This is a genomic window from Rhizobium sullae (genome assembly GCF_025200715.1).
Classification (GTDB): Bacteria; Pseudomonadota; Alphaproteobacteria; order Rhizobiales; family Rhizobiaceae; genus Rhizobium; species Rhizobium sullae.
The window spans coordinates 163,501-188,540 of sequence record NZ_CP104146.1 but is presented as its reverse complement, the minus strand read 5'-3'; the positions used below and the strand labels follow the sequence as shown (position 1 = coordinate 188,540).

The 25,040-nt window shown below is 58.6% G+C and carries 19 protein-coding genes and 8 pseudogenes; 11 read left to right on the top strand and 16 right to left on the bottom strand.

Annotated features, from left to right (window positions below):
- The first annotated feature begins 646 nt into the window (after positions 1-646).
- Positions 647-2,176, top strand: coding sequence for a group II intron reverse transcriptase/maturase (gene ltrA, locus N2599_RS37355; RefSeq protein WP_027513924.1), 1,530 nt, complete (start codon positions 647-649; stop codon positions 2,174-2,176).
- Between the two features lie 64 nt (positions 2,177-2,240).
- Positions 2,241-2,698: pseudogene (locus N2599_RS37350) on the top strand (transposase); the annotation flags it as partial.
- Positions 2,699-2,726: 28 nt separating this feature from the next.
- Here N2599_RS37350 and N2599_RS37345 read toward each other — a convergent pair.
- Together N2599_RS37345 and N2599_RS37335 are read right to left on the bottom strand one after the other, a co-directional pair.
- Positions 2,727-3,545 carry an IS5 family transposase gene (locus N2599_RS37345; protein ID WP_087003020.1) on the bottom strand — a complete coding sequence of 273 codons (819 nt, stop codon included), beginning with the start codon at positions 3,543-3,545 and terminating at the stop codon, positions 2,727-2,729.
- A 545-nt stretch (positions 3,546-4,090) separates the two neighbouring features.
- Positions 4,091-4,270 carry a hypothetical protein gene (locus N2599_RS37335; protein ID WP_027513719.1) on the bottom strand — a complete coding sequence of 60 codons (180 nt, stop codon included), beginning with the start codon at positions 4,268-4,270 and terminating at the stop codon, positions 4,091-4,093.
- A gap of 119 nt (positions 4,271-4,389) precedes the next feature.
- On the opposite strand from N2599_RS37335, the gene N2599_RS37330 reads away from it, so the two are divergent.
- The 4 genes from N2599_RS37330 to N2599_RS37315 are packed head-to-tail and all read left to right on the top strand — an operon-like array spanning position 4,390 to position 5,626.
- A complete protein-coding gene (locus tag N2599_RS37330; protein ID WP_051336849.1) occupies positions 4,390-4,599 on the top strand; it encodes a hypothetical protein in 210 nt (69 codons plus the stop codon).
- Positions 4,586-4,912, top strand: a complete 327-nt coding sequence (locus N2599_RS37325) for a helix-turn-helix domain-containing protein (RefSeq protein ID WP_245209334.1) — start codon at positions 4,586-4,588, stop codon at positions 4,910-4,912. The genes N2599_RS37330 and N2599_RS37325 overlap by 14 nt, the downstream gene beginning before the upstream one ends.
- A gap of 10 nt (positions 4,913-4,922) precedes the next feature.
- On the top strand, positions 4,923-5,315 hold the full coding sequence (locus N2599_RS37320; protein ID WP_027513720.1) for a helix-turn-helix domain-containing protein: 393 nt from the start codon (positions 4,923-4,925) through the stop codon (positions 5,313-5,315).
- Between the two features lie 8 nt (positions 5,316-5,323).
- Positions 5,324-5,626, top strand: coding sequence for a Y4lK-related protein (locus N2599_RS37315; RefSeq protein ID WP_037144213.1), 303 nt, complete (start codon positions 5,324-5,326; stop codon positions 5,624-5,626).
- Between the two features lie 26 nt (positions 5,627-5,652).
- On the opposite strand, the gene N2599_RS37310 is transcribed toward N2599_RS37315, so the two are convergent.
- Positions 5,653-6,153: an ATP dependent DNA ligase gene (locus N2599_RS37310; protein ID WP_027513721.1), complete on the bottom strand. Its 501-nt coding sequence runs from the start codon at positions 6,151-6,153 to the stop codon at positions 5,653-5,655.
- Positions 6,154-6,197: 44 nt separating this feature from the next.
- Positions 6,198-6,554, bottom strand: a pseudogene (locus tag N2599_RS38125) (ATP-dependent DNA ligase); the annotation flags it as partial.
- An 82-nt stretch (positions 6,555-6,636) separates the two neighbouring features.
- Between N2599_RS38125 and N2599_RS37305 the strand changes: the two are divergent.
- Positions 6,637-6,834, top strand: a complete 198-nt coding sequence (locus tag N2599_RS37305) for a hypothetical protein (protein ID WP_027513722.1) — start codon at positions 6,637-6,639, stop codon at positions 6,832-6,834.
- A gap of 109 nt (positions 6,835-6,943) precedes the next feature.
- Here the strand turns inward: N2599_RS37305 and N2599_RS37300 are convergent, their stop codons facing one another.
- The 4 genes from N2599_RS37300 to N2599_RS37285 all read right to left on the bottom strand — a co-directional run bounded on the left by N2599_RS37300 (position 6,944) and on the right by N2599_RS37285 (position 10,571).
- Entirely contained in the window at positions 6,944-7,780 is an 837-nt protein-coding gene (locus tag N2599_RS37300; protein WP_051336851.1) for a hypothetical protein, read from the bottom strand.
- A gap of 34 nt (positions 7,781-7,814) precedes the next feature.
- Complete coding sequence (locus N2599_RS37295; protein WP_027513724.1) at positions 7,815-8,327, bottom strand: hypothetical protein; 513 nt, start codon at positions 8,325-8,327, stop codon at positions 7,815-7,817.
- Between the two features lie 62 nt (positions 8,328-8,389).
- Entirely contained in the window at positions 8,390-9,820 is a 1,431-nt protein-coding gene (locus N2599_RS37290; RefSeq protein ID WP_051336852.1) for a nucleotidyl transferase AbiEii/AbiGii toxin family protein, read from the bottom strand.
- On the bottom strand, positions 9,810-10,571 hold the full coding sequence (locus N2599_RS37285) for a type IV toxin-antitoxin system AbiEi family antitoxin domain-containing protein (RefSeq protein WP_209444092.1): 762 nt from the start codon (positions 10,569-10,571) through the stop codon (positions 9,810-9,812). The genes N2599_RS37290 and N2599_RS37285 overlap by 11 nt, the downstream gene beginning before the upstream one ends.
- A gap of 653 nt (positions 10,572-11,224) precedes the next feature.
- Between N2599_RS37285 and N2599_RS37280 the strand changes: the two are divergent.
- Positions 11,225-14,244: pseudogene (locus N2599_RS37280) on the top strand (TrlF family AAA-like ATPase).
- A gap of 188 nt (positions 14,245-14,432) precedes the next feature.
- Positions 14,433-14,772: pseudogene (locus N2599_RS37275) on the top strand (OB-fold nucleic acid binding domain-containing protein); the annotation flags it as partial.
- A 488-nt stretch (positions 14,773-15,260) separates the two neighbouring features.
- Here N2599_RS37275 and N2599_RS37270 read toward each other — a convergent pair.
- Positions 15,261-15,563 (bottom strand): helicase-related protein, encoded by a 303-nt coding sequence (locus tag N2599_RS37270; protein WP_260308687.1) that lies wholly within the window; start codon positions 15,561-15,563, stop codon positions 15,261-15,263.
- A gap of 717 nt (positions 15,564-16,280) precedes the next feature.
- On the opposite strand from N2599_RS37270, the gene N2599_RS37265 reads away from it, so the two are divergent.
- Together N2599_RS37265 and N2599_RS37260 are read left to right on the top strand one after the other, a co-directional pair.
- Complete coding sequence (locus N2599_RS37265) at positions 16,281-16,730, top strand: DUF3846 domain-containing protein (protein WP_027513729.1); 450 nt, start codon at positions 16,281-16,283, stop codon at positions 16,728-16,730.
- Between the two features lie 502 nt (positions 16,731-17,232).
- A pseudogene (locus N2599_RS37260) lies at positions 17,233-17,767 on the top strand (IS66 family transposase); the annotation flags it as partial.
- Between the two features lie 197 nt (positions 17,768-17,964).
- Here N2599_RS37260 and tnpC read toward each other — a convergent pair.
- The 7 genes and pseudogenes from tnpC to N2599_RS37225 form a co-directional block, all read right to left on the bottom strand.
- Positions 17,965-19,615, bottom strand: a pseudogene (gene tnpC, locus N2599_RS37255) (IS66 family transposase).
- Positions 19,616-19,702: 87 nt separating this feature from the next.
- The gene (gene tnpB, locus N2599_RS37250; RefSeq protein ID WP_260308665.1) at positions 19,703-20,032 is read right to left on the bottom strand and encodes an IS66 family insertion sequence element accessory protein TnpB; all 330 of its coding nucleotides are present in this window, start codon (positions 20,030-20,032) and stop codon (positions 19,703-19,705) included.
- A complete protein-coding gene (gene tnpA, locus N2599_RS37245) occupies positions 20,029-20,484 on the bottom strand; it encodes an IS66-like element accessory protein TnpA (RefSeq protein ID WP_087005347.1) in 456 nt (151 codons plus the stop codon). The genes tnpB and tnpA overlap by 4 nt, the downstream gene beginning before the upstream one ends.
- Before the next feature lie 454 nt (positions 20,485-20,938).
- Positions 20,939-21,689: pseudogene (locus tag N2599_RS37240) on the bottom strand (IS6 family transposase).
- 5 nt (positions 21,690-21,694) lie between these two features.
- Positions 21,695-22,573 (bottom strand): annotated as a pseudogene (locus tag N2599_RS37235) (IS256-like element ISRm3 family transposase); the annotation flags it as partial.
- A gap of 382 nt (positions 22,574-22,955) precedes the next feature.
- Positions 22,956-23,906: an ABC transporter permease gene (locus N2599_RS37230; protein WP_027513739.1), complete on the bottom strand. Its 951-nt coding sequence runs from the start codon at positions 23,904-23,906 to the stop codon at positions 22,956-22,958.
- Positions 23,893-25,038 (bottom strand): ABC transporter permease subunit, encoded by a 1,146-nt coding sequence (locus N2599_RS37225; protein ID WP_027513738.1) that lies wholly within the window; start codon positions 25,036-25,038, stop codon positions 23,893-23,895. The genes N2599_RS37230 and N2599_RS37225 overlap by 14 nt, the downstream gene beginning before the upstream one ends.
- Positions 25,039-25,040 lie beyond the last annotated feature (2 nt).

Genomic DNA, 25,040 nt, shown 5'->3' with positions numbered 1-25,040 from the left:
TGCGCCTCGCCCCAATCGGGGAGGCATATGACTGGAATGCAAAGAGAAAGGAGGATGTGAAGAATTGCCTGTCCCCTGCTGTGAGGGGGCATGAGCCCAAGCGGCGGTGACCTGCTGTCAACTGGCAGGGTGACGTAGCCCGCAGGTAAAGGGGATTGAGGCGAAGTCGTTACGCCAAGATGGTTCCCGAGGCTGAAGTATTGGAAGGTTGAGGAACACGAACCGGTTCACTCGCATCTGAGGGCTGGAATGTCGCCTTCGCCTACACGGCTTAACAGGCGAAATGCTGATGATGACGCCTGAGATGTAAGCCAGCGTCATCCCAACACGGACGCAAATGTAGGCTGTCCGTGGCAGCCATGGGGAGAACGCAGCCAGACCATGGCATCGGCATCGACTTGCGGAAAGCAAGGGAAAAGACTGCGACCGGCAGCCTCACCAATACGCAGACGTCCAGCATATGAACGAGGGAAGGCATGATGGAATGACAACGGAGTTCTGCGTCGCAAGGGAGTTGACCCTGATGTCCATCATGTTGGCGGAGTTCTCGTAGTAGTCCGCAGCAGGGAAAGCCTGCCACATGGCGAAGGGGAACAGTTCAAACTGCTTGAAGTGCAAACTATCTGACCAAGCGAGGTGAAGACCTTTGATAATCAGCGAAATGCAGCACAAGCTCGCAACATGGGCCGAACACGATCCGAACCGAAGGTTCGATCGGCTTCTTCGGCTGATTGCCGACCGGGAATGGCTTGCTGAGGCTGCTCGGATCGTTTTGGCGTCAAGCGGCGCACGAACACCGGGCATCGACGGAATGGACAAGCAACGACTTCAGGTCAAACTGGATCAACATCTGGACGACCTGAGGACAAGCCTGCTGGAGGAGAGTTATCGTCCTCAGCCGGTCAAGCGCATCTATATCCCGAAATCCAACGGCAAGCTACGACCATTGGGTATTCCGACCCTGACGGATCGCATCGTCCAACGCGCCATGCTGATGGCCATGGAGCCAATCTGGGAGAGCGATTTCCATCGTTTATCCTATGGCTTCCGGCCGGAACGGAGCGTGCATCACGCCGTCCGCACCGTGAGGATACAGCTACAGGATGGAACCGACACGACGAGGGGCCGCTGGATCATCGAAGGTGATTTAGCAAGCTACTTCGATACGGTCCATCACCGGCTGCTTCTCAAATCTGTGCGGCGACGGGTGCAGGACGGGCGTTTCGTCGATCTTCTCTGGCGGCTCCTGAAGGCAGGCCACATTGATCGTGGCCTGTTCATGGCCTCCAGGGAGGGTGTTCCGCAAGGTGGCGTTCTGTCACCGCTCCTGTCCAACATCATGCTCCATGAGTTTGATGCCTGGCTGGAGGCGAAATATCTGAGCAACAAGGCCCGCAAGGACCGATGGGCATGGAACTTCGGCATCAAGCAGGGCCGCCCCATTACGGTTCGAGAGAACCGGCAATGGAAACCGGCCGTCGCCTATTGCCGATACGCTGACGACTTCGTCGTGATCGTAAAAGGAACCAAGGCACAGGCAGAGGAAATCCGTGAGGAATGCCGGGCGTTTCTGGAAGGGGAGTTGAAGTTGACGATGAACATGGACAAGACCCATGTCACTCACGTCAATGACGGCTTCGTCTTTCTGGGGCACCGGATCATTCGCAAGCGAGGGGCACACGGACGGATGTCCGTCGTCACGACGATACCCAAGGAAAAGGCCAAGGGGTTTGCTCGCAGACTTACCGAAACCCTTTCCGGCAATCATAGTGTCAGCACGGTCGATATGATCGCCAGCCTGAACCGCCAGTTGGTGGGATGGGCGGCATTCTACAAGTTCACCGACTTCACGGCGTACGTATTCCGGCGCATCGACCATGTCGTGTTCTGGAAAATGGCGCATTGGCTGGGGCACAAATACCGATCTCGCATCAAACCTCTGATGCGGAAATGGTACCGGGTCCCAGAACCGGGCAAGGCGAAAACCTGGCTCGTGTTTGGTCGGAATGAACGCGGCGAACCCGTCGGAAAAGCGCTGCAACGGCTTGTCTCAAGCCCAAAGGCGCAATTCCGTTGGCGTAATCCGGAGGAGAACCCGTACATCTTCCGGGTCGCAAACCGCAGCACCGTCACCTCGCACTATCAAGATATTGCTATGGCCATGGGCCAAGCTTGAATAGAGAGCCGTATGCGCTGAAAGGTGCACGTACGGTTCGGGGAGGAGAAGCGCATCTGCGCTTCTTACTCCACTCCCAATGGCGCGGGGCTTCGTCTATCTCTGCGCTGTCGTCGATTGGTTCAGTCGTGGCGGCTGTCGATCACGATGGAGACGGCTTTCTGTATCGAGGCCGTCGAGGAAGCGCTTGCTCGGTATGGAAAGCCGGGCATCTTCAACACGGACCAGGGATCGCAGTTCACCTCCATCGACTTCACGGCGGTACTGAAGAAGGCGGAGATCGACATCTCGATGGACGGCAGGGGTGCGTGGCGCGACAACGTCTTCGTCGAGCGGCTCTGGCGGTCGATCAAATATGAGGAGGTTTATCTCCACGCCTACAAAAGCGTGCCGGAGGCCCGTGCCGGGATTGGCCGTTATATAAGCTTTTACAACCAACGACGCACACATTCATCGCTTGACCGGCAAACGCCGGATCAGGCTTACTTCAATGCGCTGATGCCAATCCTGGCAGCAGCATAATCGAGGCGGAAATCCACTTAGAGTCCGTTCAAGAAAGCGGATATCGAGCGAGCCTTCTTGTCATTAGCTTGATCATAGCGGTCTGAATGAAGGCGAGGCTTGTGCCAGAGAAGCGCTCGAAATCCTTTGCCATTCGGCGGTTTATGCCGAGCCACGCCAACGTCCGCTCGACGATCCATCGCTTCGGGAGCACCTGAAAGCCGGCCTGATTGCGTTTGACGATTTCCATCGATCGCGGACTGGCCTCTTCGACTGTCGGGCCCTGATACCCGCCATCGCCGCAAATTTTCTCGATGAATGGAAAGCGGTTGACGAGCCTGTCGAAAACAAGTGCTGCTCCATCACGATCCTGAATACCTGCCGAATGAACCTCCGCTTTCAGAAGCATGCCCAGGGTATCAACCAGAATGTGCCGCTTGCGGCCCTTGATCTTCTTGCCTGCGTCGTATCCGATATCGAGACGGGCATCTGGGCCGGTCTTCACCGATTGGCTATCGATGATGGCAAATGACGGCTGTTCTTCGCGCCCCTCAAGCCGCCGCGTCCGGCAGTAGAGCGCGTCATGGATACGACGCCACGTCCCGTCCCGGCAGAACCGCTTGAAATAATGATAGACCGTGCTCTTCGGTGGAAAATCATGCGGCAGCAATGCCCATTGGCAGCCTGACTGCAGCAGATAGAAAATCGCGTCCATCACCGCCCGAAGCGACGTCTTGCGTCGGCGGCCCAGTCGAGGCTGCCTTGGCATAAAGGGTTCGATCAGGCCCCACTCACGGTCAGTCAGATCGCTTGCGTAGCGCATGCGGCTTCTGTCATGATGACGCCGGGTGAAGGGTGTCCAGGCCATTCGATCTCTCCGTATTTGTCGCAAAATACAAAGAATCTGATTGCCGCCCTTCACTCAACCCCACGACCGCCAGCCATTCTTGAACAGACACTTAGCAAAACGCCCGAAACTGTTCAGACAAACCGAACCACCTCTGATCGCTGGTGCATCGATATCACCGACGAACTAATCGAGGTCATTGAGGAGAGTTGGGCGCGGGAGGAGACGCTCGACCCATATATGATCTACGTCAATATGCGAGGCTCTACGCTGCGCCGGTCGTCGATGCCATTAACCAGATGCATTTGCCGCGCTACGGCCTCGGGAACTATGTCGCCCCCAAACCGCACAAGCCACCCACGCCGAATGAGGCGAAGCAGCTCGATGACCTTTCTCGCGCGGGCAAGCGCCTCATGGGATTCTGCCGTACCAACCTCTTCAAGCGGCTGGAAAGCAGCGGTGAGGCGTTTCAGCAATCGCTGGAGCGTCATATCCTTCGAAACTACATCTTCCTGCACGCCATCGAGAACGATCTTCCTCTGCCGCTCGGCACGCAAGATGCTGGGCTATTGGACACCGCGAACTATGACGAGGATGTCGACGATCAGAGCGCCGACGCCGAACTGTTTTCGGAAGGTGAGGACGAGAATACGCAGGATTCTGAAATGCTTGATCTGCGCGATGAGGCAGCCTTTCGCGCGCGTGCCGCAGAGACCGGCCGTAGGCGGGCTCCGTGCCAGAGGCATAGAGCGGTTTCGCAAAGCGACGCGCCCTATAATTTTGCCATATCCACCAGATTCGAAGGTGCATCGACACACCCAAATCGGTTACATAGAAAAACGAACAACAGCAATCGGCAGGAGAAATGGCAGGTCCGACTTTCGAAGAATGGATATTTCATCTCGGTTTGCAGCAGATTCACGATCCGCATTTTGACAAGCCGGTCTATCGCAAACCCAGCTTCGGCGAACTGGAGTTAAGCGCCGAATCGAAAAGAAAATCAGTATCAGCTTACGCAACGCTCGCGACCGGCGGAAATCCCGCGCTCGAAACTTGCGCCGATGCTTGGGCTTAGCGACCAGGTTTGTAACCGGTACGAAAACGCCGTGTCCCGACTGACGGTCAGCCGGTTGCTCCACATTTGCGAGGTACTGCAAATTTCGCCGGTGGAGATCCTGTATCCCGTCGTACCGCATCTTTGGGGCGAAGCAGAGAGCGAGGCCGAAGTCCGAAAATCGATCATCGACAAGCTGGAACTGTTCGACGGTCCGACCCTGACGGCTATTCTCGGCTTTCTGCAACATTTGCAGATAAAGCAATGGAGAACGGCGATGATCAGGGCGCGGCGCAAGCCGCGCCCTGATCATCGCCGTGGCGCAACGAAATAGGAGATTATGTTTGGAGAAGAAGAAACCGCACCCGACAGATGTTGAAGTCGGTAGCCGAATTCGCATACGGCGCAGAATCCTAAGAATGAGCCAGACGACGCTCGCCGATAAGCTTGGCCTGACCTTCCAGCAGGTTCAAAAGTACGAGAAAGGCACGAACCGCGTCGGTGCCAGCCGCCTTCAGGCGGTTGCCGACGCGCTGGAAGTGCCTGTCTCTTTTTTCTTTGATCCGCTAGAATCGACGCCGGAACTCATTGGAGGATCGGGGATGGAACGCGACCTCATTGACTTTCTTTTGTCGGCTGAGGGTATCGCCCTTAATCAGGCGTTTCGCAAACTTGCGTCCGCCGATGTGCGCCGTCGTCTCGTGGCTGTCGTGAAGGCCGCAGCCGCAACCGGATAGGAGGACCTATGACTGCACCACCGAAGCGCCTCATGAAGGAAGATGAGATCCCAGCCTTTGTTGAGGCTGTCATCGAAGCGGGCTGCGATATCTGCGCCGTCGGCCACGACATGTACCTGTTTGGAGACGCCGAACTTACCGAAAGTGAGTTGGAAGTGGCGTTGCCTAAACTGGCGCAGATCGAAGAGACCTACGGCGATCGCGATTTCCTGATACTTGAGATCGTCGCCTACCTGCGCTCCTTGGGCCGTTATCTGGAAATCGGATCCTCAGCGGCGCATTGGTCAGAAACACGAAAGCTAGCTAATTGAGGCTGAGGGATTATGCCCTGTAATCATCATTGCACGCTGGCCACTGACTTAAAAGGATGCCGCAAAAGGCCGTCGCCGGTGCGGCCGCGATAGGCGACGTTGACGGTGACGAGCGGCCGGACCCACCTGACGCCAGGAAAGAGTTTGCGCAGCGGTGGCCTTGCGAATGGAGGGTCTGGCTGCACGATGATTTCGAGTGCTGCAGCAAGCTCAGTGGCGAGTTTCATCGTCCAGCCAGTTCCGACTTTGCCGGCAGGCTTCAGCTCGCCCCCGATCAGCTCGGCAAGGACAAGCGCGCCGACGCCGCGTTTATTGCCGCTATTGGGGATGAAACCGGCGACAACGAATTCACTTCGTTGTTCGCATTTCGTTTTCCGCCAGGCGTCGGATTTCCCGGATCGGTAGCGGCTGTCGCGAAGTTTTGAGACGATCCCCTCGAGCCCGAGAGCGCACGCGTGCTCGAAGATGGTACAACCGTCGCCCTCCAGAAACTCGACATAGCGGATTCCGCCCGGTAAGAGGGGCAACGATCTCGGCGAGCATTCTCGTTCGCTCGACGAGCGGGAAGCGCTCGCAGATCCTTGCCGCCCAGAAAGAGCAAATCAAACGCCCATAGCGAGGCGTCAGGGCAACGCCCGGCGCTGGCGCAGGCGTGCAGAGGCGGCCAATTGGATATTCCGTCAGGGCCATCGCTGACGACCTCGCCGTCAATGTAGACAGATTTCTGGCGCAGCGCGCGCGCTGCCTGATCGACGAGCGGAAAGCGAGACGTCCAATTCAGGCCGCGTCGTGACAAAAGCCGGACGTCGCCGGCCTCGATCCGGACCGCAAGCCGATACCCATCGTGCTTGATTTCATGGATCCATCTCTCGCCAGTCGGAGCAAGCTCGACCAGCTTCGGAAGGCAGGGCTCAATGTAGGTCGGCATTGTCATATCGGCGTGATTTTAGCGGATTTTTTGAAGATGCAGGCGGCAATTCCTTGACGCAGCGAGGCGCGCCGCCCTCGCGATGAGCGAGAAAACGCGCTATATATGCCTCATGGCAAAAACAACGACACAATCGACGGCGACGGTACGCAACGCGAAGACGGGGAAATTCGTCACCGTGCGCGGCGCTGGCTCGTTGAAAGGTAGCAAGTTGAAGATCAAGAAGGGTGTCGACCTGACCAAGCCCATCGCTTCCCAGACTCTGAAGCGCAAGGGCTGACGGGTCATTGCCGGGAGTTCTGCTCGATACGCATGCGCTCTATTGGCTGGTGAGCGGGGAACAGGCGCTTTCCGAAGATGCCCTAATCGCATTGGTGAAAACCAGAAAATTAGGTTTTTCCAGCGGTATGCAAAGCCATCAGGACATCAGGGTCATTAGCCAGCAACCGGGCAATGCCGTGACCATCCAAAATATCTATTGGGCCGCCAGCCGGATAAGCCAGTTTGGGAATTGCTTGCACGGAGGCGAACTTCGCTTCCAATTTCAGCCTCGGGCACGCCCATTCAATAGCCGGCCCTAGTTCTAGCCACTGGGGCCGGCTGTGCCCAAAAAGGATGAGGTCGAGATAGAAATTCGGGCCGGGTAGGCCTCCACCCGTGCCCGATGATTCAGCGACGTATGCTTTCGTGAAAGCGAAATTCGCCTGGAGTTGAGGTACGATGTCAAAGCGGGGGCGCATCGCCGCCGCCTCATGGACGGCTTGCTGCGCATCGATCGCACCGTCCTGCAAACGGGTGATGATCGACTCGAAATGGCTTCGTGATGCATCGAGGCCGGCGCGGCGGCCTCGCATTCTGAAGCCACAAGACAGCACAAGGCGTGCACCCGGATGGCCCAGCTTTTGGTCCTCGGCCTTAATGGCTTCAAAGAGACGCCACGACCGGGTTAGGAAGTCATGGGTCACGGACCGGCTTCTCATGGATAGATCGCGGTAGGCGACCGCCCCGTCATTCATCACCAGCGTAGGAAAATGGTGCGCGCTGTGTTCCGCAACAGTCTGGTGAAATCTGCGGATTCTCGTGATCGCTTTCTTTGCGTTGAGATGAAGCGGATTGAAACCCGCATCCGCGATCATCCGGCCATAACCGAGCAGATCAATCCAGCACGCTATCGCAACCTGAAAAGGGAAAGAAGTGCTTTTGCCAACGATCGGGGATTTGCTCATACTTGCGGACCTTCGCAGAGAAATGTCCGGCCAGTTACAAGATCAACAATCTCGACGCCCGGGACACGATTAGCAAAACCGGGTTTGCACAGAGCCGTGAAGGCATCCGGGTCCGTAACAAACATGAAGCGATGGGCCGCATCAGAAGCTGCCATCTTTTCAAGTCCTTCAGCATCATCGTCCGTTGTTGAGCGCCGAAGCCGGGCTCGTACGGCTTGGTCGTCTTCAACTCGCCGACAATCGGCTTCCCGTCCTTAGTTATGGCTTCGATGTCGACGCCCGCAGCACCCTGGGCCTTTCCGGCGGCATCGAAGTCTAAGATGCCGAAGCGGTCCTGCAAATAGCGTTTTACGAGCAAGGTCGCTACGAATGCCAGATCATTATTCAGATTTCCCAATGCGGATTTGATGCCGGTCAAATAAGTGAGCCATGTCTGGGCATCTATATGATCGGGCAGCCTCGATCCACTGAGGAAATCGCGCAGCGCGCGGTCCTTTCCTCTGATGATTTCGCAGAACCGCTGTTCTGACGACGAGAATGAATCCACTTCCCTACAAACCTCCTGCTCGAATTAGGCTGCCTTGCCGTAGCCTGGTCCACGTAACCAGCTCAATATTCGGTCCCTACGTACATACCGCTGCGCCCCGGGCACGCGTATCCGTTGGTTCCTTTGTGGGCGTTAAGCGTAGCTGTCATCGACTTGCGCTTGAACCTTTTCTGACAGTAGGGGCACTGATAGACATAGTTCGGACCGAACGAGGGCTGTGCTACCCGACCCGGCGCAGCCGGGCGCGCAGGCCGGAATGATGGCGCCGCGATCGGGGGAGCCGCAGTATGAGCAGTCGGCGGGATAAAGACGGGGCCGGACGGAGTCAGTTCAACGGCGTAGCGCGGCGTGAAAGTCTGGTTGGTGCTCCGAGCTCCTTCTATCCGATCGACACGGTAGCTGCGGTGCTCGTTACGGTCGATATTCCAGGCGTGCAGAACGACATTGCCGTCCTGGGTCTGCCGGAGCGAATACGGCTCGATGCGTCGGGTGCCGCCCTGGTAATGCAGTTCGACAATAAGGCGGTTGGCAGCTGCGAAGCGGATGATTTCAAGAGCGGATTGACCCGGAAGCCCAATGGGTAGCCGGAGCGCGCGCTGGCGGATCAATATCTCCCCGGACGCGCTTGCATAGGCCGCAGGGATGACCGGCGCGGAACCTCCTTCGAGCCATGCGAAGAATTCGGGCAGGACGCTCCAGAACACATCGACCGGCGGCAGCGCGGGAAGCTGGTGCCCCAGCATGTGACCCCACGCCCCCTCAAGATCGCCGCGATGGCCGTCAAGATCGCCCGCGCGCGGCACTGCGATGCCCTTGAAGTCACATTTCTGGCGCAACACATGCATTAGCACGGTTGCGGCAGGCCGCGCTTCGGTGTTGCGGTAAAGGTTGACCACGTCATAGAGATCGCGCGGTCGTGTCCGCTCGGCCAGCGCGCGGACCTTTTCCCCGAAAGCCTCTTCGTAAGCATACGACAGAACGGTGATGCCGTCTTCGGGCGCATCCGTGTAGGGATGAAAGATGGGCACGCGCACGGGTGGCAGAACGATGTGTTCGTCGGCGGTCAGGTCGAGCTTGACCCGCGGCAGCCCGCCGGAACTCGACGACACGGGTCCGCGATAGCTGAGCTTGCCCTGGCAGCTGGGGTTGCCGCGCGGATTGGTCAGCATCTCGAAATCCTGGCGATCCGCCGGGAACTCAAGGCCGGTACGCTCATAAATCCATGCCGACACCTCCCCGAAAACCCTTTTGAGAAAGGCTTCGTCAAGATGGGCGGGATCAAGCAGCGTGAAGTCGAGGTCTTCCGAGAACCGATAGGTCTCAAAGAAACATTTCTTGAGGCAGGTTCCGCCCTTGAATACCCAGCTGTCGGCTATCTCCGGGTGCGCGAAGATGCCGGCCAGCGCCCAGCCGAGCGCGTAGTCCTTTTCCACCACGCTCGGGTTGAGGCCGACCCGCGCAGCCGTATCAAGAATTTCGCGCTTACCGATCATGCGCCGGCCCGCTGACCCAGCTGTCGGGTACGCGCAAGCGCCAGCGCGTTATCAGGCGCGGGCAAGCAAGTGCCGGGTCCAATAGCGCGTTGCCCCTGGTCAGGTGTTCCTTACTCGCCGCGGCAAGCTCACCGCCGTCTTTGTGGCGCTCGGCCAGAAAACCGAGTCGCTTGAAGACAGCGCCGTTGCCGAGCCGTACGGCATAGCTGACGAGCTTTGCCATATCCCGGTCGGGGCGGCGCATGTACTGGCCGAAACAGTCGGCCACATGCTGGATGCCGCCACTGGCAGCAGGATCGTCGAGCATATCGACGATGGTGCGGTGAATGTCCGAGACGTCGATTTTCGTCTGGCCGCGCCAGACGGCCTGGGTGCCGAATATCTGCTCTTTTCGCGTATGCCTCACTGAAAACACGGCACCCTGCCGCTCGACTACCGGGCGGTTCACACGCCGGGCGGTGTAGACGACGATGTCGCGGAAAATCTGCTCGGTCAGGTCCCAATGCTCGGCAGCGGTCCGGCCGCCGATATAGGCTGGGTCAAACAGCACGGGCACCAGAATCCACGGGTCTTCGACGACTTGGTCAGCATCCAGAAATTCCAGTTGCACGGGCACATAGGCACCGACGCCGACCCTTCTGAGCCATCCCTGTCCTGCCCAGCGGGACAGTTGTTTGGCGGCCTCGGTCCGTGAAATATGCAGGGCCTTTTCAGCATGCTCGATGCGTACGACAGCTCCCGCCGTCTTCATGACGGCGGCCAGGCGGGCTCTTCCGGGCGGCAAGGCGTGCGAATCCATAGTTTAATAATATCACGGAAATTCGCGATAAATGCGAATTTTCTGTAGCGCAGTATTTTAGCGCCCGAAAGTATAGTAAAATACTAAAAATTCTCTGAAATCGCGAACCGCAGGGAGGTGAATATCCCAAGCTCTCATTCTGGCGTTCAGCCGGGGATGCCTTGGTGGCGGTGCGGCAGCACCCCTGGCCCTCGCCGAGAGCAGGTCCGGGTCGGTGCGATTTCAGGGCGGGCCGGGTTGCGGCCTGAGCGGGGCCAATGCCCCGCGAACAGACGCGGCCCTGCCTGCCGGTAGAAAGCGTGCCGAGGAGGGAGGCGCCCACCTGACCCCTTCCCGGTGCCCGAACGACCGCCCGACTTCCCACTGTGCCAGGGATCGTTATCGGGAATGGCGGAAACAACGACTCCGTGGCGCAGCCATAGAGCCCGATCCGCGCAAAGCGGAGAGCACCCTGTGGATAAAAACTTCGAATAATCTGGCGATCCGCATGCCGAAGGTTGTTAATTGCCTCCGTTGCTACCCCAACTACTGAAACGACTCATCTATATTGCGGGCTGACCGTATAGTCAGCCATTGGGGCTCGGAAAACAATACTAGGGGTATGTATGACCACGAATCCTTGGCCGCGCGGTGCTGAATGGCGAAAGTGGCCACCCCCGCCTCCCACAATTTTCAAGGGGACTGGAACGGCTTCATTATCCAACTCGGGAATGCCGACTGCGATGTGATCGGTATCAACGACTATTTCTCTGTCGCCGGTTACCGGGAAGTGAAGCGCCGCCTCGATGATCCGGGCGCTGCTACGGAAGGCAACAAGGCCTACCGGGAATCCCTTGAAAAGCTGCGCTCTAAGATGCTGATGCCGGTGGTCGAATGCCGTATGACCAACGTGCTGATGAACAAGAAGGGCACGGGCCAGCGCATCAATTTCCATCTTATATTCGATCCCGCGATTGATCCCGAGAACATCGAGACGTTCCTAAAGAACCAGCGCGTCAAGGACAGCTCCATCGGCAGCCGCTACAGTGACAGCCAGTTCCTGCTCGACGACGTATCGGTTGATTTCAATACCATGATCCAGGCGCTGCGGAGCGACGGCGTTTTCAAGGACCGCTTCCTGATCTGGCTGCCTTATGACGAGTATGGCGGCATCGATGGCATCAACCCGTCCACCGACAAGCTCTTCAAGGAAAACCTGATCTACAACGCCGATATCCTCGGCTCGTCGAACAAAAAGCAGGCTGATTTCTTCCTGTGGAAGGAGACCAGCTATACCGAGGAGCAATACCGAGGCTGGTTCCGGTGCCGGAAGCCCTGCATCAAGGGGAGTGACTCGCACAACGTCAATGACGAACTCGGGAAGCTGAAGGATCACAATTCACAACCGACAGACAAATATTGCTGGATCAAGGCCGACCCGACCTTCAGCGGCCTGCGTCAGATCATCAATGAACCCGAAGACCGAGTTTTCATCGGCAAGTTGCCGCCCAAGCTGGAAGGGGTGCGGGCCAACGCGACCCGCTATATTGACCGGCTTCACATCACCAAAACGCCGGACGCCGACACACCGGAATCATGGTTCGACTGCGAGTTGCCGCTCAACGCCGACATGGTTGCCATTATCGGCAACAAGGGCAGCGGCAAGAGCGCGCTTGCCGATGTCCTGGCCCTTGCCGGAAACACTCATTGCGACACGGCGCACTTCTCGTTCCTGACCAAGCAGCGGTTCTGCGAAAAGAACGGCAGGCTCGCAAAACAATTCGAGGTCCGACCGGTCTGGAAAGACGGCACCGAAAGCACGGCGTCGCTGAACGCGAGGCCTGATACAAACGGCGTTGAGCTAGTGCGTTACATCCCGCAAACCTACCTTGAAAAGGTCTGCACCGAAACCGAACCGGGCCAGCAGAGCGAATTCCAGCTCGAACTGCGCAAGGTGATCTTCTCCCACATCAGCGACGCTGACCGCCTCGACAAGGAAACGCTCGACGAGCTGATCGAGTACAAGACCGAGGAACTGAAGGGGCAGATCGAGAGCGCCCGCCGCGAGGTTTCCCGCATCAACGGCGATCTGGTGCGCCTGGAGGATAAGGCGACGGCGGATCATGCCGCGCAGCTCGACGCCAAGCTCAAGCTCAAGCAGCAGGAACTGAAAGCGCATCAGGAGAACAGGCCCGCAACGGTCGAGCAGCCCGGCAATGTAAGCGCGGAACACAAGGCCGCTTATGAGGCGATCGCAGAAAAACTCGCGGCGGAGCGGACCACGCTGAACGACCTCGACGCCAAAATTGTCCAGCAGCAGGCGCTGCAGAAAACCCTGACCGAGAAGATTGCCATCGCCCGGAAACTCGAAGGCAAGATCGATAATTTCGAGGCTGAATATGCCCGGCTCGAACGCGAGACGGCCGCCGACCTGCAAAAACTGGCGCTCGATTTCAAATCCATCGTGACGCTCACCGTGGACAAAACCGTCCTTGCGAAGGCGCTGGAGGCCCTGACCGCGCAAAAGACCGTTGTTGACACGGACCTCGCCCCGGAAACCGCGACGGGCGTTACCGCTCAAAAGGGCGCGTGTCTTGATCGCATCAACGCGCTCCAGGACCAGCTCGACGCCCCCAACAAGCAATACCAGCGCTACAACGAAGACCTGCGCTTGTGGCAGGAAAAGTCACAGGCTATCGAAGGCGATGCCGAGAAGGCAGACACCCTTAAATGGTATGAAGCGCAGCTTTCCTATATCGCTACAACGCTGCCCGTCGATATCGCCGCGCTCCAGGAACAGCGCAAAGCCATCGCCGTGGATATCCACAAATGCGTGGCCGCTATCCGCGACGTTTACAAGGAACTTTTCAGTTCCGTTCAGGAGCTGATCAGCGGAAGCGTCATAATTAAAGAAGGATTCAAGCTCACCTTCGAAAGCAGCATCGTCGAGCGCACCTTCCAGACTGAATTCTTTGAGCGCTACGTGTCGCAGGGCAATGCAGGGTCGTTCTATCAAAAGGAGAAGGGCGGAGCGGTACTTGAAGAGCTGCGCGCTGACTTCGACTTTAACAGCGCGGACGAAACAGTCTCCTTTATCGAGCGCGTGACACAGTACCTGCAGCACGACATGCGCAATCCCCAAAAGCCGAAGACCGGCATCGCGTCGCAACTGCGCAAGAACGTCGCCGTGAAAGAACTCTATGACTTCCTGTGGACGTTCGGCTACCTGGAGCCGGAATACTCGCTCAAACTCGACGGCAAGGATTTGAGCCACCTGTCACCCGGCGAGCGTGGAACGCTGCTGCTGGTCTTCTATCTCCTCGTCGATAAAAGCAATAAACCGATCATCGTCGACCAGCCGGAGGAAAACCTCGACAGCCAGACGGTCTACCGCCTGCTGATCCCCGTCATCAAGGACGTTAAAAAGCGCCGCCAGATCATCATGGTGACGCACAGTCCCAACATTGCTGTCGTCTGCGACGCGGAGCAGATCATCCACGCCCATATCGACCGCTCGGCGCGCAATGCCGTGATCTACACGATGGGCGCCATCGAATCCCCGGAAATCAACCGCTACCTCGTCGATGTCCTCGAAGGCACCCGGCCTGCCTTCGATAACCGCGATTCCAAATACTTCGCGCAATAGGGCCGCCGGTCTGTGCGGCCAACGCTGGTGGTTATGTCAACTTGACGACTTCGAATAGAAAAGGTTTCCCGCCTTCCTTGTTCGTCTCCTTGGCGTAAATGCGGAATTTTGTCCCGACGGGGCAAATCTTCCGCCTTGATCGTGAGCACTCCACGTCCATTGTAGTCGGATAAGGCTGCCCCGCGACCATGTTCATCACCCTTGAGGACGAGACCGGCATCGCCAATCTCGTCGTCTGGGTGAAAGTGTTCGAGAAATACCGGCGCATCGTGCTCGGTGCCGGCATGCTCGGCGTCTACGGCCGTATCCAGCGGGAAGGCGACGTCGTGCATCTGGTCGCGCACCGGCTGACCGATTTGTCCGCTGAGCTGGTGAGCGTTGGGGATCGCGAGGCGGCGTTTCCGTTGCCGCATGGGCGTGGTGATGAATTTCATCGTGTCGCCGACACCCGATCCGCGCGGGCTTCCGAAAGGACCGCGGCCGCGCGAGTTGTGCGCGCCGCCTCAACCGCACCCGGGCGGCCGTTAATGCTGACGCCGGCGCCGCGGTCTTTGGAAAGGGCGCTGGCGCTCACGCCTGATTATGGCGCTTATCGGCGGCTCAAGGTGAGAAGCCTCTGAAAGCGCACATCCTTCTCAAGCTTTGGCGCTAACTGCGTGATGTGCCTAAGTGCATCTTCGAGACCATGCGGAATAATAGCCCCCTCCTCCCCTCCGACCGTCCTGTCTAGCACAGACAAGATTGCCGATGCCTGGGCAGCATTGTCGATCGGCTTGAATTTCTTACCCTCTTCATCGTGGTCGAGCACTCCGTAATCCCCGAGTGACCAGCAGTCGAATGGCGTAAGGTACAAGAAGAGTCTGGCCGAACCGCTGTCCCAAATGGATCAAGGCATTATGGATCGGATTCGGCTCGATTGTCTTGGCCAGGATATCGGTAGCACGCGACGCATCGTACTCTGCTTGCTCGGGTCGCCATCGATGCGGCGCTCCAACATGCCAAGAACGACGTCGTACTCAAGGCAGGTCGTAGTTCACCAAGATCGCGCCGTCTTGAAGGTTCTGGCCCTCGCTGAGCACATCGGTCGCGATCAGGACGCGCAATTCCTCGGCGATTTTGATCTTGTCACGCTTGTTGTTACTGCCCGGGCTGAAACGCCAGGCGAAGCTGGTCGGGTCTGAAGTGTCTCCTGAGACAGCCGCCATCGCGTTAACGCCCGCACCCTTCAGCCGCCGTTCGAGGTAGCGAACCGTGTCGGCAAACTGGGAGAAGACAAGGACCTTCTCTTTTGGATGCTTCTTGGTCAGCAACTCGATCAGCGCGGCAAGCTTGGTATCTTTCGCATGGTCCCAATCCTCGCAATCGTCGAGAATTTTCAGAAGTCGGGCGCTGTCGGTCGTCAGATCCTTCTTCAGCTGCGCGACGAATAAATCAGGGCGCAGCCATTTGAACCGCCGCTTGAACTGATCGGCGTAAAGGCGATAGGTCTCCGCCCATTCGGGTGACGATCGGCGCGCAGCTGCTTCGTAGCCCGAACGTCATTATGAGTGCACCATATTGGCGAACTAGGGCGTTTACAGCCGCCTACGAAATAAGCATAGCGCATCCCGGCAACGACAATGCAGAGTTGGTGATGGCAAGTCGCTAGCCCTTCTTGTCACACCACGGGAGCCGTCCTGACCACAAGGAAGGACGGCTCCTTCCTCTCCGGGTGGCGGCCGCGATCGCGGCCGACTTTGTCTGCCCTAGAGAGGGAAAGAGGGCTCTGCCCTCTCTCCTCGCAAGCAAAAAAACGGTCTCCCCGTCCTTCCTCCTCTTCGGCCTTCGGCCTGCGTTCCGTGCAGGATCGACGCGGATCCGCATGCGCGGATCACGCATCGCCCCTTCGGCTCACGCCTCGGGCGGGCGAACCCCCTCCGTTTTTTCCCTTGCCTCCCACTCTCCCGCTGCTCCGCGCGAGCTCGCGAGCAGGAGCGGGGCTCCGGCCCCTTCGGGCACGAGAAAGACCCGCTTCGCGGAAAAGAAAGGGCTAGACCATGACAAAGACTGCTTACCTGCTGGACCCGGAAACCACGCTATTCCGGCCCGTCAAGCTTCAAGACGGAATTAGCTTCAAGCCACTTTACGAGCTGATCGCGTGCCGCCTGATCGAGGTCGTGCGCTTCGATGAAAAACATTCCCTGTTCGTGGACGAAGAAGGTTTGCGCGACGGGCTGACGGCCTTCGCGCTCTTTGAGGGCTACCCGCAGCCGCTCGCCGGGAAACTCGTTCTCGTCGGTGGTGACGGAAGCGAACCTTACACCTCCCCGCTGATCAGTCTTGAGGACGCATCAGCATATTTTACGTGCTGCCGTCCCGTGGTGGACCCCGTCTTTGCGACGGCTGACGAGCTGACGCCACGCGGCTTGATCATAACGGGTGCGCTTTTGGGATTTCAGCTCCGTTTTGAACGGCGTTCCCCGACCCTTGTCGAAGGAGAGGCGTGATGATCATCGCAGCTTTCGAAAACAACATCCTCGCTATCGTTGAAGGAACCTTCGCCGCAACCTTTGCGGCGGAGGACATCGAACCGCAGTTTCATGCTCTCACTCATTTTCCTGACCGGCGCGCAAATACCGAGCTTGCCGACCTGGCAGAGCGGCTGAATCTGTTTGCCGCTTATGTGGTGGAGCTTTGGGACGAAGCCTGTGCGCCAATTCCGGAGGCGGAAATCGAAGCCTTCGCGCGGCGTCACGTCGATCTGACGCGGCGCTATTGGGCGGCGGAGGGCCGTTGCATGAACTGGTTTATTACCGGCCCTGCCCGTTTTCCCGTTGCCCGCAACGAAAAGCGCATGAAGATTTCCGACGCGCGCCACGCCGACCTGAAGGCGCACGAAGCGACGGCCCGCAAGGCCGTCAAGCGGAAGGCGTTTCCGCATGGTGCGGATGATGAGCTGATCCGTTCCGGCGATCCGTCGGCAATGCAGCGGATCGTTACCTGCATCGAAAGGCCACGCCAACGAGTGGATCGCCCATCGTCGACGAGGCGCTGGTGCGGATCGCCGCGCTCTACAAGATCGAAGACAGTATCCGGGGTTGCGATCCCGAACATCGCCGGGCAGTTCGACAGGACCTGTCCCTCCCGCTGGTGGACGAGTTCTTTACCTGGCTGGCAGCGCAAGCCAAGCGCGTCTCACGCAAGTCTGACCTCGGAAAAGCCCTGGCCTATATGCTAACGCGGCAGGACGGCTTCCGGCTGTTCCTGGACGACGGCCACCTCGATATCGACTCCAACCTGGTGGAAAACGCGATCCGCCGCCCCGCCATGAACCGCCGCAATGCGCTCTTTGCGGGGCACGATGAAGGAGGCCGCAATCGGGCCCTGGTTTGCCAGCCTGATCGGCACTTGTAAAATGAACGGCGTTGAGCCCTACGCCTATCTGTGCGACCTCTTCACCCGCCTCGCACACGCCCACCTCGCCAAAGACATCGACGCCCTAATGCCCTGGGCCTATGCCGCCCGCATCAAGGCCTCACAATGAGCTCGTCAGGTACTCTTCGGGGTAGTGTCCAGAATCTTTCGCACTTTTTTCAGGCGACGGCTCCGTGGGTTAAATACTACTCCGCGTAAAGAGGACGTATGCGGCGTCTCCGTCCCATTGATTATGCGGTTGCAACGGTCAGGTCTTTTGCTTGCTGGTGGTTCTGTGAGCTCGTCGAGGAGTCCCGGACGAGGTCATTATGAGGCACTGATCCGTTGCGCATAGGCCCAGGGCATCAGGGCGTCAATGTCTTTGGCGAGGTGGCCATTTGCGAGGCTGATGAAGAGATCGCGCAGGTAGGCATATGGTTCAACGCCATTCATCTTACATGTGCCGATCAGGCTGGCGAAACGGGCCCAATTACGGCCACCCTCGTCATGCCCGGCAAACAGCGCGTTGCGGCGATTCATGGCTGGGCTGCGGATTGCATTTTCGACGAGGTTGGAGTCGATGTCGACGCAGCCGTCGTCGAGGAATAGCCGGAAGCCGTCCTGGCGTTTCAGCATATAGGCCATGGCTTCGCCGAGGTCGGACTTGCGCGATACGCGCTTGGCTTGCGCTGTCAGCCAGGTGAAGAACTCGTCCACCAGCGGGAGGGACAGGTTCTGGCGGATAGCCCGGCGATGATCGGGATCACAACCTCGGATGCTGTCCTCGATCTTGTAGAGAGCGGCGGTGCGCAACAACGCCTCGTCGACGATGGGCGAACCCTTCTTCGGCTGGGACTTGATCAGTTTTCTGCGGCCATGTGCCCAGCAGAAGGCCAGCCTCAACGGATCGCCACTCGTGCGTTTTGGCGTGGCGAGATGGGAGTAGCCGCCATAGGCATCGACCTGGATCGTGCCGTCGAAGCCGTCGAGGATTTCTGCGGCATATTCGCCTTTACGCCCCGGCCGATAATGGAACACCACGCCCGGCGGCGCAGATCCGTTCCAGCCGCGGTCGTCGCGCAGAATAGCCCAGAGATAGCCAGTTTTCGTCTTGCCGCGGCCCGGATCCAACACCCGGGGCCGTGGTCTCGTCGACATAAAGTCTTGAACTGCCCTGTTTCAGGAGCATGGCCATGCGGTCTACCACCGGCGCGATCGCAGCACCCGTCCGCCCCATCCAATCGGCCAGGACCGTGCGGTCGATCGGCACTCCGTGTCGGGCCATGACTGTCGCCTGACGGTTGAGCGGCATATGTTCGGAAGGCTTGGACACGGCGATCTGCGCCAACAGGGCTTCGGTCGGCCAGCTGCCTTCCAACAGATGTGCCGGCGCCCTGGCCTGAACCACGCCGGTGCGGCCCTTGGGACACGCGTATTTCGGGCGGATCGTGACGATCACCTGATAGCAAGCCGGAATTTGATCGAGCCGTTCCGTCCGATCTTCGCCGATCCGCACCATGTTGCCGCAACCACAGGGGCAAGCAATGCTATCGGGCTCGATCACCCGCTCGACTCGCGGCAGGTGCTCAGGCAGCGAGCGCGCCTTGCGCTGTTTGCGCGGGACGGCCTTTTCGGGATCGGATCCGCTGGCCGCGATCTTTCCCTCGACAACAGCGATCTGGGCCTGTGTTTCGGCAATCGCCGTCTCAAGGTCTTCCAGCGCCAGTTCCATCTGCGCCGGATCGAGCTTTTCCGATTTCGGCCCGAACTTCGTGCGGCGGTAATCCTGAACCTGGCTCTCCAGCTTCTCGATCAATTCCTTCAGCTCGCTGATGAAGGCGTCCTTTTCGGCCACCACCGCCTGCTCATGCTGGCGTGCCGCACGCTCGACCGACAGCTCGAACTGCACCGCCGCAAAGGCTTTCAATACCTCGACAGGAAGGTCCGGGAACTGGCTGAGATCGATCGGTTGCGACATGCGTCTTCATAGCAAATCGAAGCAGAAAAGCCCAATAAAACAATGCCAAAATCAAGCAGGTGAGTCATCCTGCCGCACTCGGCGCTGTTACCCGCCGCGCCATAACTCGTCGCCAGTCGATCCTTCGAACAAGGCTTCGTATTGAGCCCGAGAAAGACGCATCGTTCCATCCTGCACCTTGGGCCAGGCAAAACTGCCCTGTTCCAGGATTTTGTAGGTCAGCACCATTCCGGTGCCATCCCATACCAGGATTTTCAGACGATCGCCGCGCTTCGACCGGAAGACCACGGTGACGCCGGAATGCGGATCAAGCTTCAACTCGGTCTGCACCATCAATGCCAGCGCCTGGTGGCCACAGCGGAAGTCCACCGGCCGCGTCGCGATCAGGATCGGCAATCGTTGGCCCGCGACGATCATGCCGTCCCTCGCATCGCCCGCACCAAGGCCGCAACCCGATCAACCGGCACATCGCCGGGAACCCGCACCAGGAGGTCTGCGCCTATTTCTACTGTCATGATCCCCGAAGTGATCTCGACCGGCTCCGGTATTGGTGATGCATCGGCAGCCTCCTTCGGCTCCGTCGTAATCGCCAGGGGCACAAAGGCAGGCACGAATGCTCCGCTATCCTCGCAAGGAACCCCTGCCATCAGTTCCGCAGGCAGCGCCAGAAGTCCCTGACGCGCCTGCCGGCGCCAGTCCGATAGCTGGTGCGCAAGCAGATCATGGCGACGCGCAACATCAACAACCCGCGTACCGGGTTGAAGGCTCTCCGCTACAATCCGCGCCTTCAGATCATTGGGCCATCGCCGGTTTCCACGACGAGGCTCGACAACTTCGCATCGCCCAACAAATCCCTCACCATCCGCCATTCCAAATCTCCAGCTCTTGCCGAAAACCTTCTGGCAGAAACCTCAATGTTCAGAAACATGCGGAATCAATGGGGCGTAGGCGGCGCATACCCCGCAAGCGCAGGATCTCCCTGATCGCCTTCGACGACGAAACTTGGCCGTTGCCACCAGGTGCTATTTCCGCGGATGCGTTAGCAATGCCAGCACGCAGTTGTCGACCGACAGCGCGGTCTTATCACTTCGCAATCGTACGGCAGGATTGCCGCGCCTTGTCGATATAGGTGAGACTGGCGCGATCTTTCGCGTTAAAGTCATTAACTATTACCCTGACAGGTATCCCAAGCTCCCTTGCACCCCCACCCGTCGACTGTCAGTTAGCGTTCTTTGAAACTCCGCGCCCGGCGCACCAGAATGCGTCTTGCCGGCGATGTCACGTTGTTTGATCAAGGTCGGAACAAGGCGCTTATGTGAGACGTCAGGCGGTTGCGCCGGTCACGGCTTTCCACTGCGCCATTGCGCGGATCCGATGGATGTGGATGGCGAGGGCTGAGTTTTTCTGGTGCGGGGGGACGAAGAGATTTCGGAGTGCCGAAAAGATCGATATGAACCGTTGCAAGCCGCCGACGGATCGAAATCCCTGCATCATCCGCTCCCGTTTTCGAAGCGGCACGTGAGAATTCTCGGCTCGATTGTTCAGGCCCTTGTGCGATCGATGTTCGACGGCGGGCATCACCTCCCGTCTTGCAGCACCATATGAGCGCAATTTGTCGGTGACGATCCGCTTCGGCGTCAGGCCTTGCTTCTTCAGCAGCCTGACCAGCAATCGCCTGGCGGCTTGGGTATCGCGGCGGGCTTGAACGATCTCGTCGAGAACGTAACCGTCTTGGTCAACGGCACGCCAGAGCCAATGTTTGCGGCCGCCGATGGAAATCACCACCTCGTCCAGATGCCAGATATCCTTTCGCGAAGGCCTCTTTCTGCACAACTGCCTGGCATAAGCCGTTCCGAATTTGCGACCCCATCTCCGGATCGTCTCATGGGAGACGACGATACCGCGCTCCAGCAGCATCTCCTCGACCATCCTCAGGCTCAAAGGGAACCGAAAATACAGCCAGACCGCACGGGCGATGATCTGCGGTGGAAAGCGGTGGTTCTTGTAGCTTACGGCCGGACTGTTCATCCCAACCCATTATCCGACAACCGTTAAGCCGCTGACAACGTGACATCACCCCTCCAGCGCCTTCAGGCCCGCCTCGGCATCTCGGGCGCGGTAGATGGCTCTCAACGCCGGCACAACGGTCCTTCTATCCTTGTAGGATACGAACTCCAACGAGTGCCGGATCAGGTGGACGATGCAGGTCTGGACGATTGTTTGGGGAAAGACGGCGGTGATGGCCTCGGGGAAGCCCTTCAAGCCGTCGACCACGGCGATTAGGATATCCTGGCAACCGCGGTTCTTCAGCTCGTTCATGACCCGCAGCCAGAACTTTGCCCCTTCCGTCTGCTCGATCCAGAGCCCGAGGATCTCCTTGCTGCCGTCAGCGAGCACGGCCAGGGCGACATAGACGGCTTTGTTGCGTACGAAGCCCTCGTCTCTGATCTTGACCCGGATGGCGTCGAAAAACACGAGGGGGTAGCAAAGCTCGAGCGGCCGGTTTTGCCACTCTCCGACGGCCTCCAGAACCGTATCGGTCACCGCCGAGATCAGATCCGGCGACACATCGATGCCGTAGAGCTCTTCAAGATGCCCCTGGATCTCGCGCACTGTCATACCACGGGCGTACATCGAAATGATCTTATCGTCGAAATCGGGAAACCGGCGCTGATATCTGGCGATCAGCTTTGGGTCGAAGGTACCCGCCCGATCGCGCGGGATGGTCAGCGTCATCTTCGATGTGCCAGTCAAAACCGTCTTCTTGGAGGAACCGTTGCGCCTGTTGGCGGGGCCGCCCTCCAGGCGCTCGACGTCGAGATGGTCGTCAAGCTCCGCATTGAGGATGCGCTCTGAAAGCGCCTTCTTCAGATCGTCCAGCAAACCGTCCTTGCCGAAAACCTCGGATGGATCACGTCCAGCCAGGAGCTGGTCCAGAAGTTCTTTCTCGATAGCCATGTGATGATTCTCTCCTTTTCATCATCATGGCCCACCGCACAGAATTCCTGACAGTCCCAAGAAAGGTCAGCGTGTCTCCTCGATGGTTTCCTCGACCAGGAGGTCAGGCGCGGATAGCGGACCGACCATTTTCCCACCCATACAGTTCGTCTGATCCCACCATCCTATGTGAAGCCTTTCGTGAAGCGGCCATGAACGCTGCCCCCGATTCCATAGGTCGCGGGCAACGGGATGATTGTGCCGAGCAAATCCCTTGTTGCCAAAAGTCGTATGGCCGTACCCGGCGCTCTTTCAGGAAGGTCATCGGCAAGTTGAGAGTGCGTCGTCGTAATCGATGACGCATTGGTCCGCACCGCGAGGTCGTTTCGGCCCGGCGTTGCAATCATTGCTCCGCGCAGCTCCACTGCTTGCCTTCGGCTTTCTCTGTAGCGGATCGAAATCTTTTATAAAGAGGTTGGGTCAGCAAAAGCAGGACAATGATTATGTAGGGCAACACGCTAGACAGCTCCGTCGCCAAACCCACGATTTGCAGGTTTATGCCAAGGATATCGAAGGCGGCAAACACGATTGCTAGCGGCAACAGAACCATCGGCCTTGACCCGGAAACCAGCGCCAGTGCTAGTGCGATGAAGCCTCGTCCTGAGGTCATGTTTGGCGAAAATTGCGGCGCAGCGGCTAGCGCCAATTGCGCACTGCCGAGCCCTATCATCGCGCCGCCGACAACCAACGCAAACCAACGTGTTCTCGCTGCCGGTCGTTTCATCGCATCGGTTATGTCTGGCCTGCTTCCGGTCATACGAACGGTCAAACCGGTCCGTGTGTTGGCAAGCCACGTGGCAAAAAAAGGCGCGATCACCCAACTCAAATACGTTAAGGGCGTTTGACCGCTGATCACATCTCCAATCCAGGGCACCGCTTCGAGTCCCGGTACCGACCAATTGGGAAGCGCTCGCAACTCAGGGGTCGAGATTGTCCCGGCCGTGCCGAAAAGCGCGACGGTTGCCGTGGCGGTCAGTCCGGCAACGACAAGGTTGATGCCAATCCCAACGACGATGAAGTTCGCGCTCAAGCTGATCGCAAGCAGTGCGAATGCGGCGCACGCGAGCGCGCCGCCAAACGCGCCCGCAAGGGTCGCGGCCACGACATTGCCGCCCGTCTTTGCCGCGACGAGCACTGTGACAAAACAGCCGAGCAGCATAACGCCCTCGGAGCCGATGTTGAGAATGCCCGCTCGCAGTGGCAGGTAGACGCCTATGGCAACCACCAAAAGCGGTGTGGCGGCCTGCAGTGTCAGAAACCAGAGATTGGCGCTTAGGAGTTCATCGAGAAACATTACCGCTCTCCAACGCTTGCTGTTTGGCCGGCGCGATCTCTCCGGCGCTGCTCTGTCCGTTCCCCTCATCGGAGTTCGCGCTTTGTTTGCCGTGTGCACGGCCAGAGCTCGGCCGGACCCGATTTCCCCCACCCTTCGCCATGAACGCCGCTGTAATGACAACGAGACCGGCCATCAGCACTCCGAGCCCGGACGGAATGCCAAGATCTCGCTGAATACCGGCAAAACCCGTCGTCAAGGCCGCGAGTAGCAAAGCGGCTGGAAGAACAGCGAGTACTCTCCCGGACACGAGAATGGCAGCGATCACTCCGGTCCAAGCGACTGAGTTCGCGCCGCCCAAGCTCGCATCCTGGTAGCGATGAAAATGCCCCATAACCTCGATCGCACCTGCCAAGCCACAAATCGCGCCTGTTGCCGCCTGCAGGCGAGATTGGAATCCACGGGCATCGACACCGGAAAGGGCAGCGGCGACCGGATTCAGTCCGAACATGGTGAGGCGATGACCGAGCACGGTCCCCTTGACGACAACAAAGGCAAGGCCGATCAAGGCAAAGGCAAATATGATCCCAGAGTGGAAGTTCGTTCGCGGCAGCAGGATGGGCAACCAAGCTTGTTCGGAAATCGTTTGAGTCGCAATGACGCTGTAGGTGTTGTGGTCCTGAAACAGCGTTCGCGTAACCATTCGGCCCAGACCTTCCGCTAAATAATTGGCGATCAAACTCATTACGACTAGCTGAACTCCCGCGACTAAGGAAGCCCGCGAGATGAGGAGGGACCACAGTCCTCCCGCTAGCGCGCCCGCAGCCAATGCGACGACGATGACGATGGGGCCTGGCGCGGCAACAATAGGAGCTATCGCTCCGGCGAACACGCCACCGAGCACGAACTGGCCGAGTTGGCCGACGTCAAACTGCCCGGCGCGAAAACTCAAACACGACGCAGTACCGATGAGCAGGATGGGAGTCAGCGTCTTGCCGGTTGCCCCGATAGCCGTCGGTGAACCGGCGATGCCGTTGAGAAGTGAACCCAATGCGGACAGAACTTCGGCCGGCCCTTTGACAAGGAGCACGACGACACACACCAGCGCCAGAGCCGTGGCTGCAACCAGAGCTAGCGTGATGGCAATCCGCATCC

Excerpts from the sequence above, each read along its gene's own strand:
- tnpA (WP_087005347.1), bottom strand. The coding sequence starts at position 20,484 with ATGGCGGATGGTGAGGGATTTGTTGGGCGATGCGAAGTTGTCGAGCCT.
- N2599_RS37265 (WP_027513729.1), top strand. The coding sequence starts at position 16,281 with ATGACAAAGACTGCTTACCTGCTGGACCCGGAAACCACGCTATTCCGG.
- N2599_RS37305 (WP_027513722.1), top strand. The coding sequence starts at position 6,637 with ATGAGCGAGAAAACGCGCTATATATGCCTCATGGCAAAAACAACGACA.
- N2599_RS37345 (WP_087003020.1), bottom strand. The coding sequence starts at position 3,545 with ATGGCCTGGACACCCTTCACCCGGCGTCATCATGACAGAAGCCGCATG.
- N2599_RS37315 (WP_037144213.1), top strand. The coding sequence starts at position 5,324 with ATGACTGCACCACCGAAGCGCCTCATGAAGGAAGATGAGATCCCAGCC.
- N2599_RS37230 (WP_027513739.1), bottom strand. The coding sequence starts at position 23,906 with ATGTTTCTCGATGAACTCCTAAGCGCCAATCTCTGGTTTCTGACACTG.
- N2599_RS37300 (WP_051336851.1), bottom strand. The coding sequence starts at position 7,780 with ATGAGCAAATCCCCGATCGTTGGCAAAAGCACTTCTTTCCCTTTTCAG.
- N2599_RS37335 (WP_027513719.1), bottom strand. The coding sequence starts at position 4,270 with ATGCCTCTGGCACGGAGCCCGCCTACGGCCGGTCTCTGCGGCACGCGC.
- N2599_RS37225 (WP_027513738.1), bottom strand. The coding sequence starts at position 25,038 with ATGCGGATTGCCATCACGCTAGCTCTGGTTGCAGCCACGGCTCTGGCG.
- N2599_RS37285 (WP_209444092.1), bottom strand. The coding sequence starts at position 10,571 with ATGAAGACGGCGGGAGCTGTCGTACGCATCGAGCATGCTGAAAAGGCC.
- tnpB (WP_260308665.1), bottom strand. The coding sequence starts at position 20,032 with ATGATCGTCGCGGGCCAACGATTGCCGATCCTGATCGCGACGCGGCCG.
- N2599_RS37325 (WP_245209334.1), top strand. The coding sequence starts at position 4,586 with ATGCTTGGGCTTAGCGACCAGGTTTGTAACCGGTACGAAAACGCCGTG.
- N2599_RS37330 (WP_051336849.1), top strand. The coding sequence starts at position 4,390 with ATGGCAGGTCCGACTTTCGAAGAATGGATATTTCATCTCGGTTTGCAG.
- N2599_RS37290 (WP_051336852.1), bottom strand. The coding sequence starts at position 9,820 with ATGATCGGTAAGCGCGAAATTCTTGATACGGCTGCGCGGGTCGGCCTC.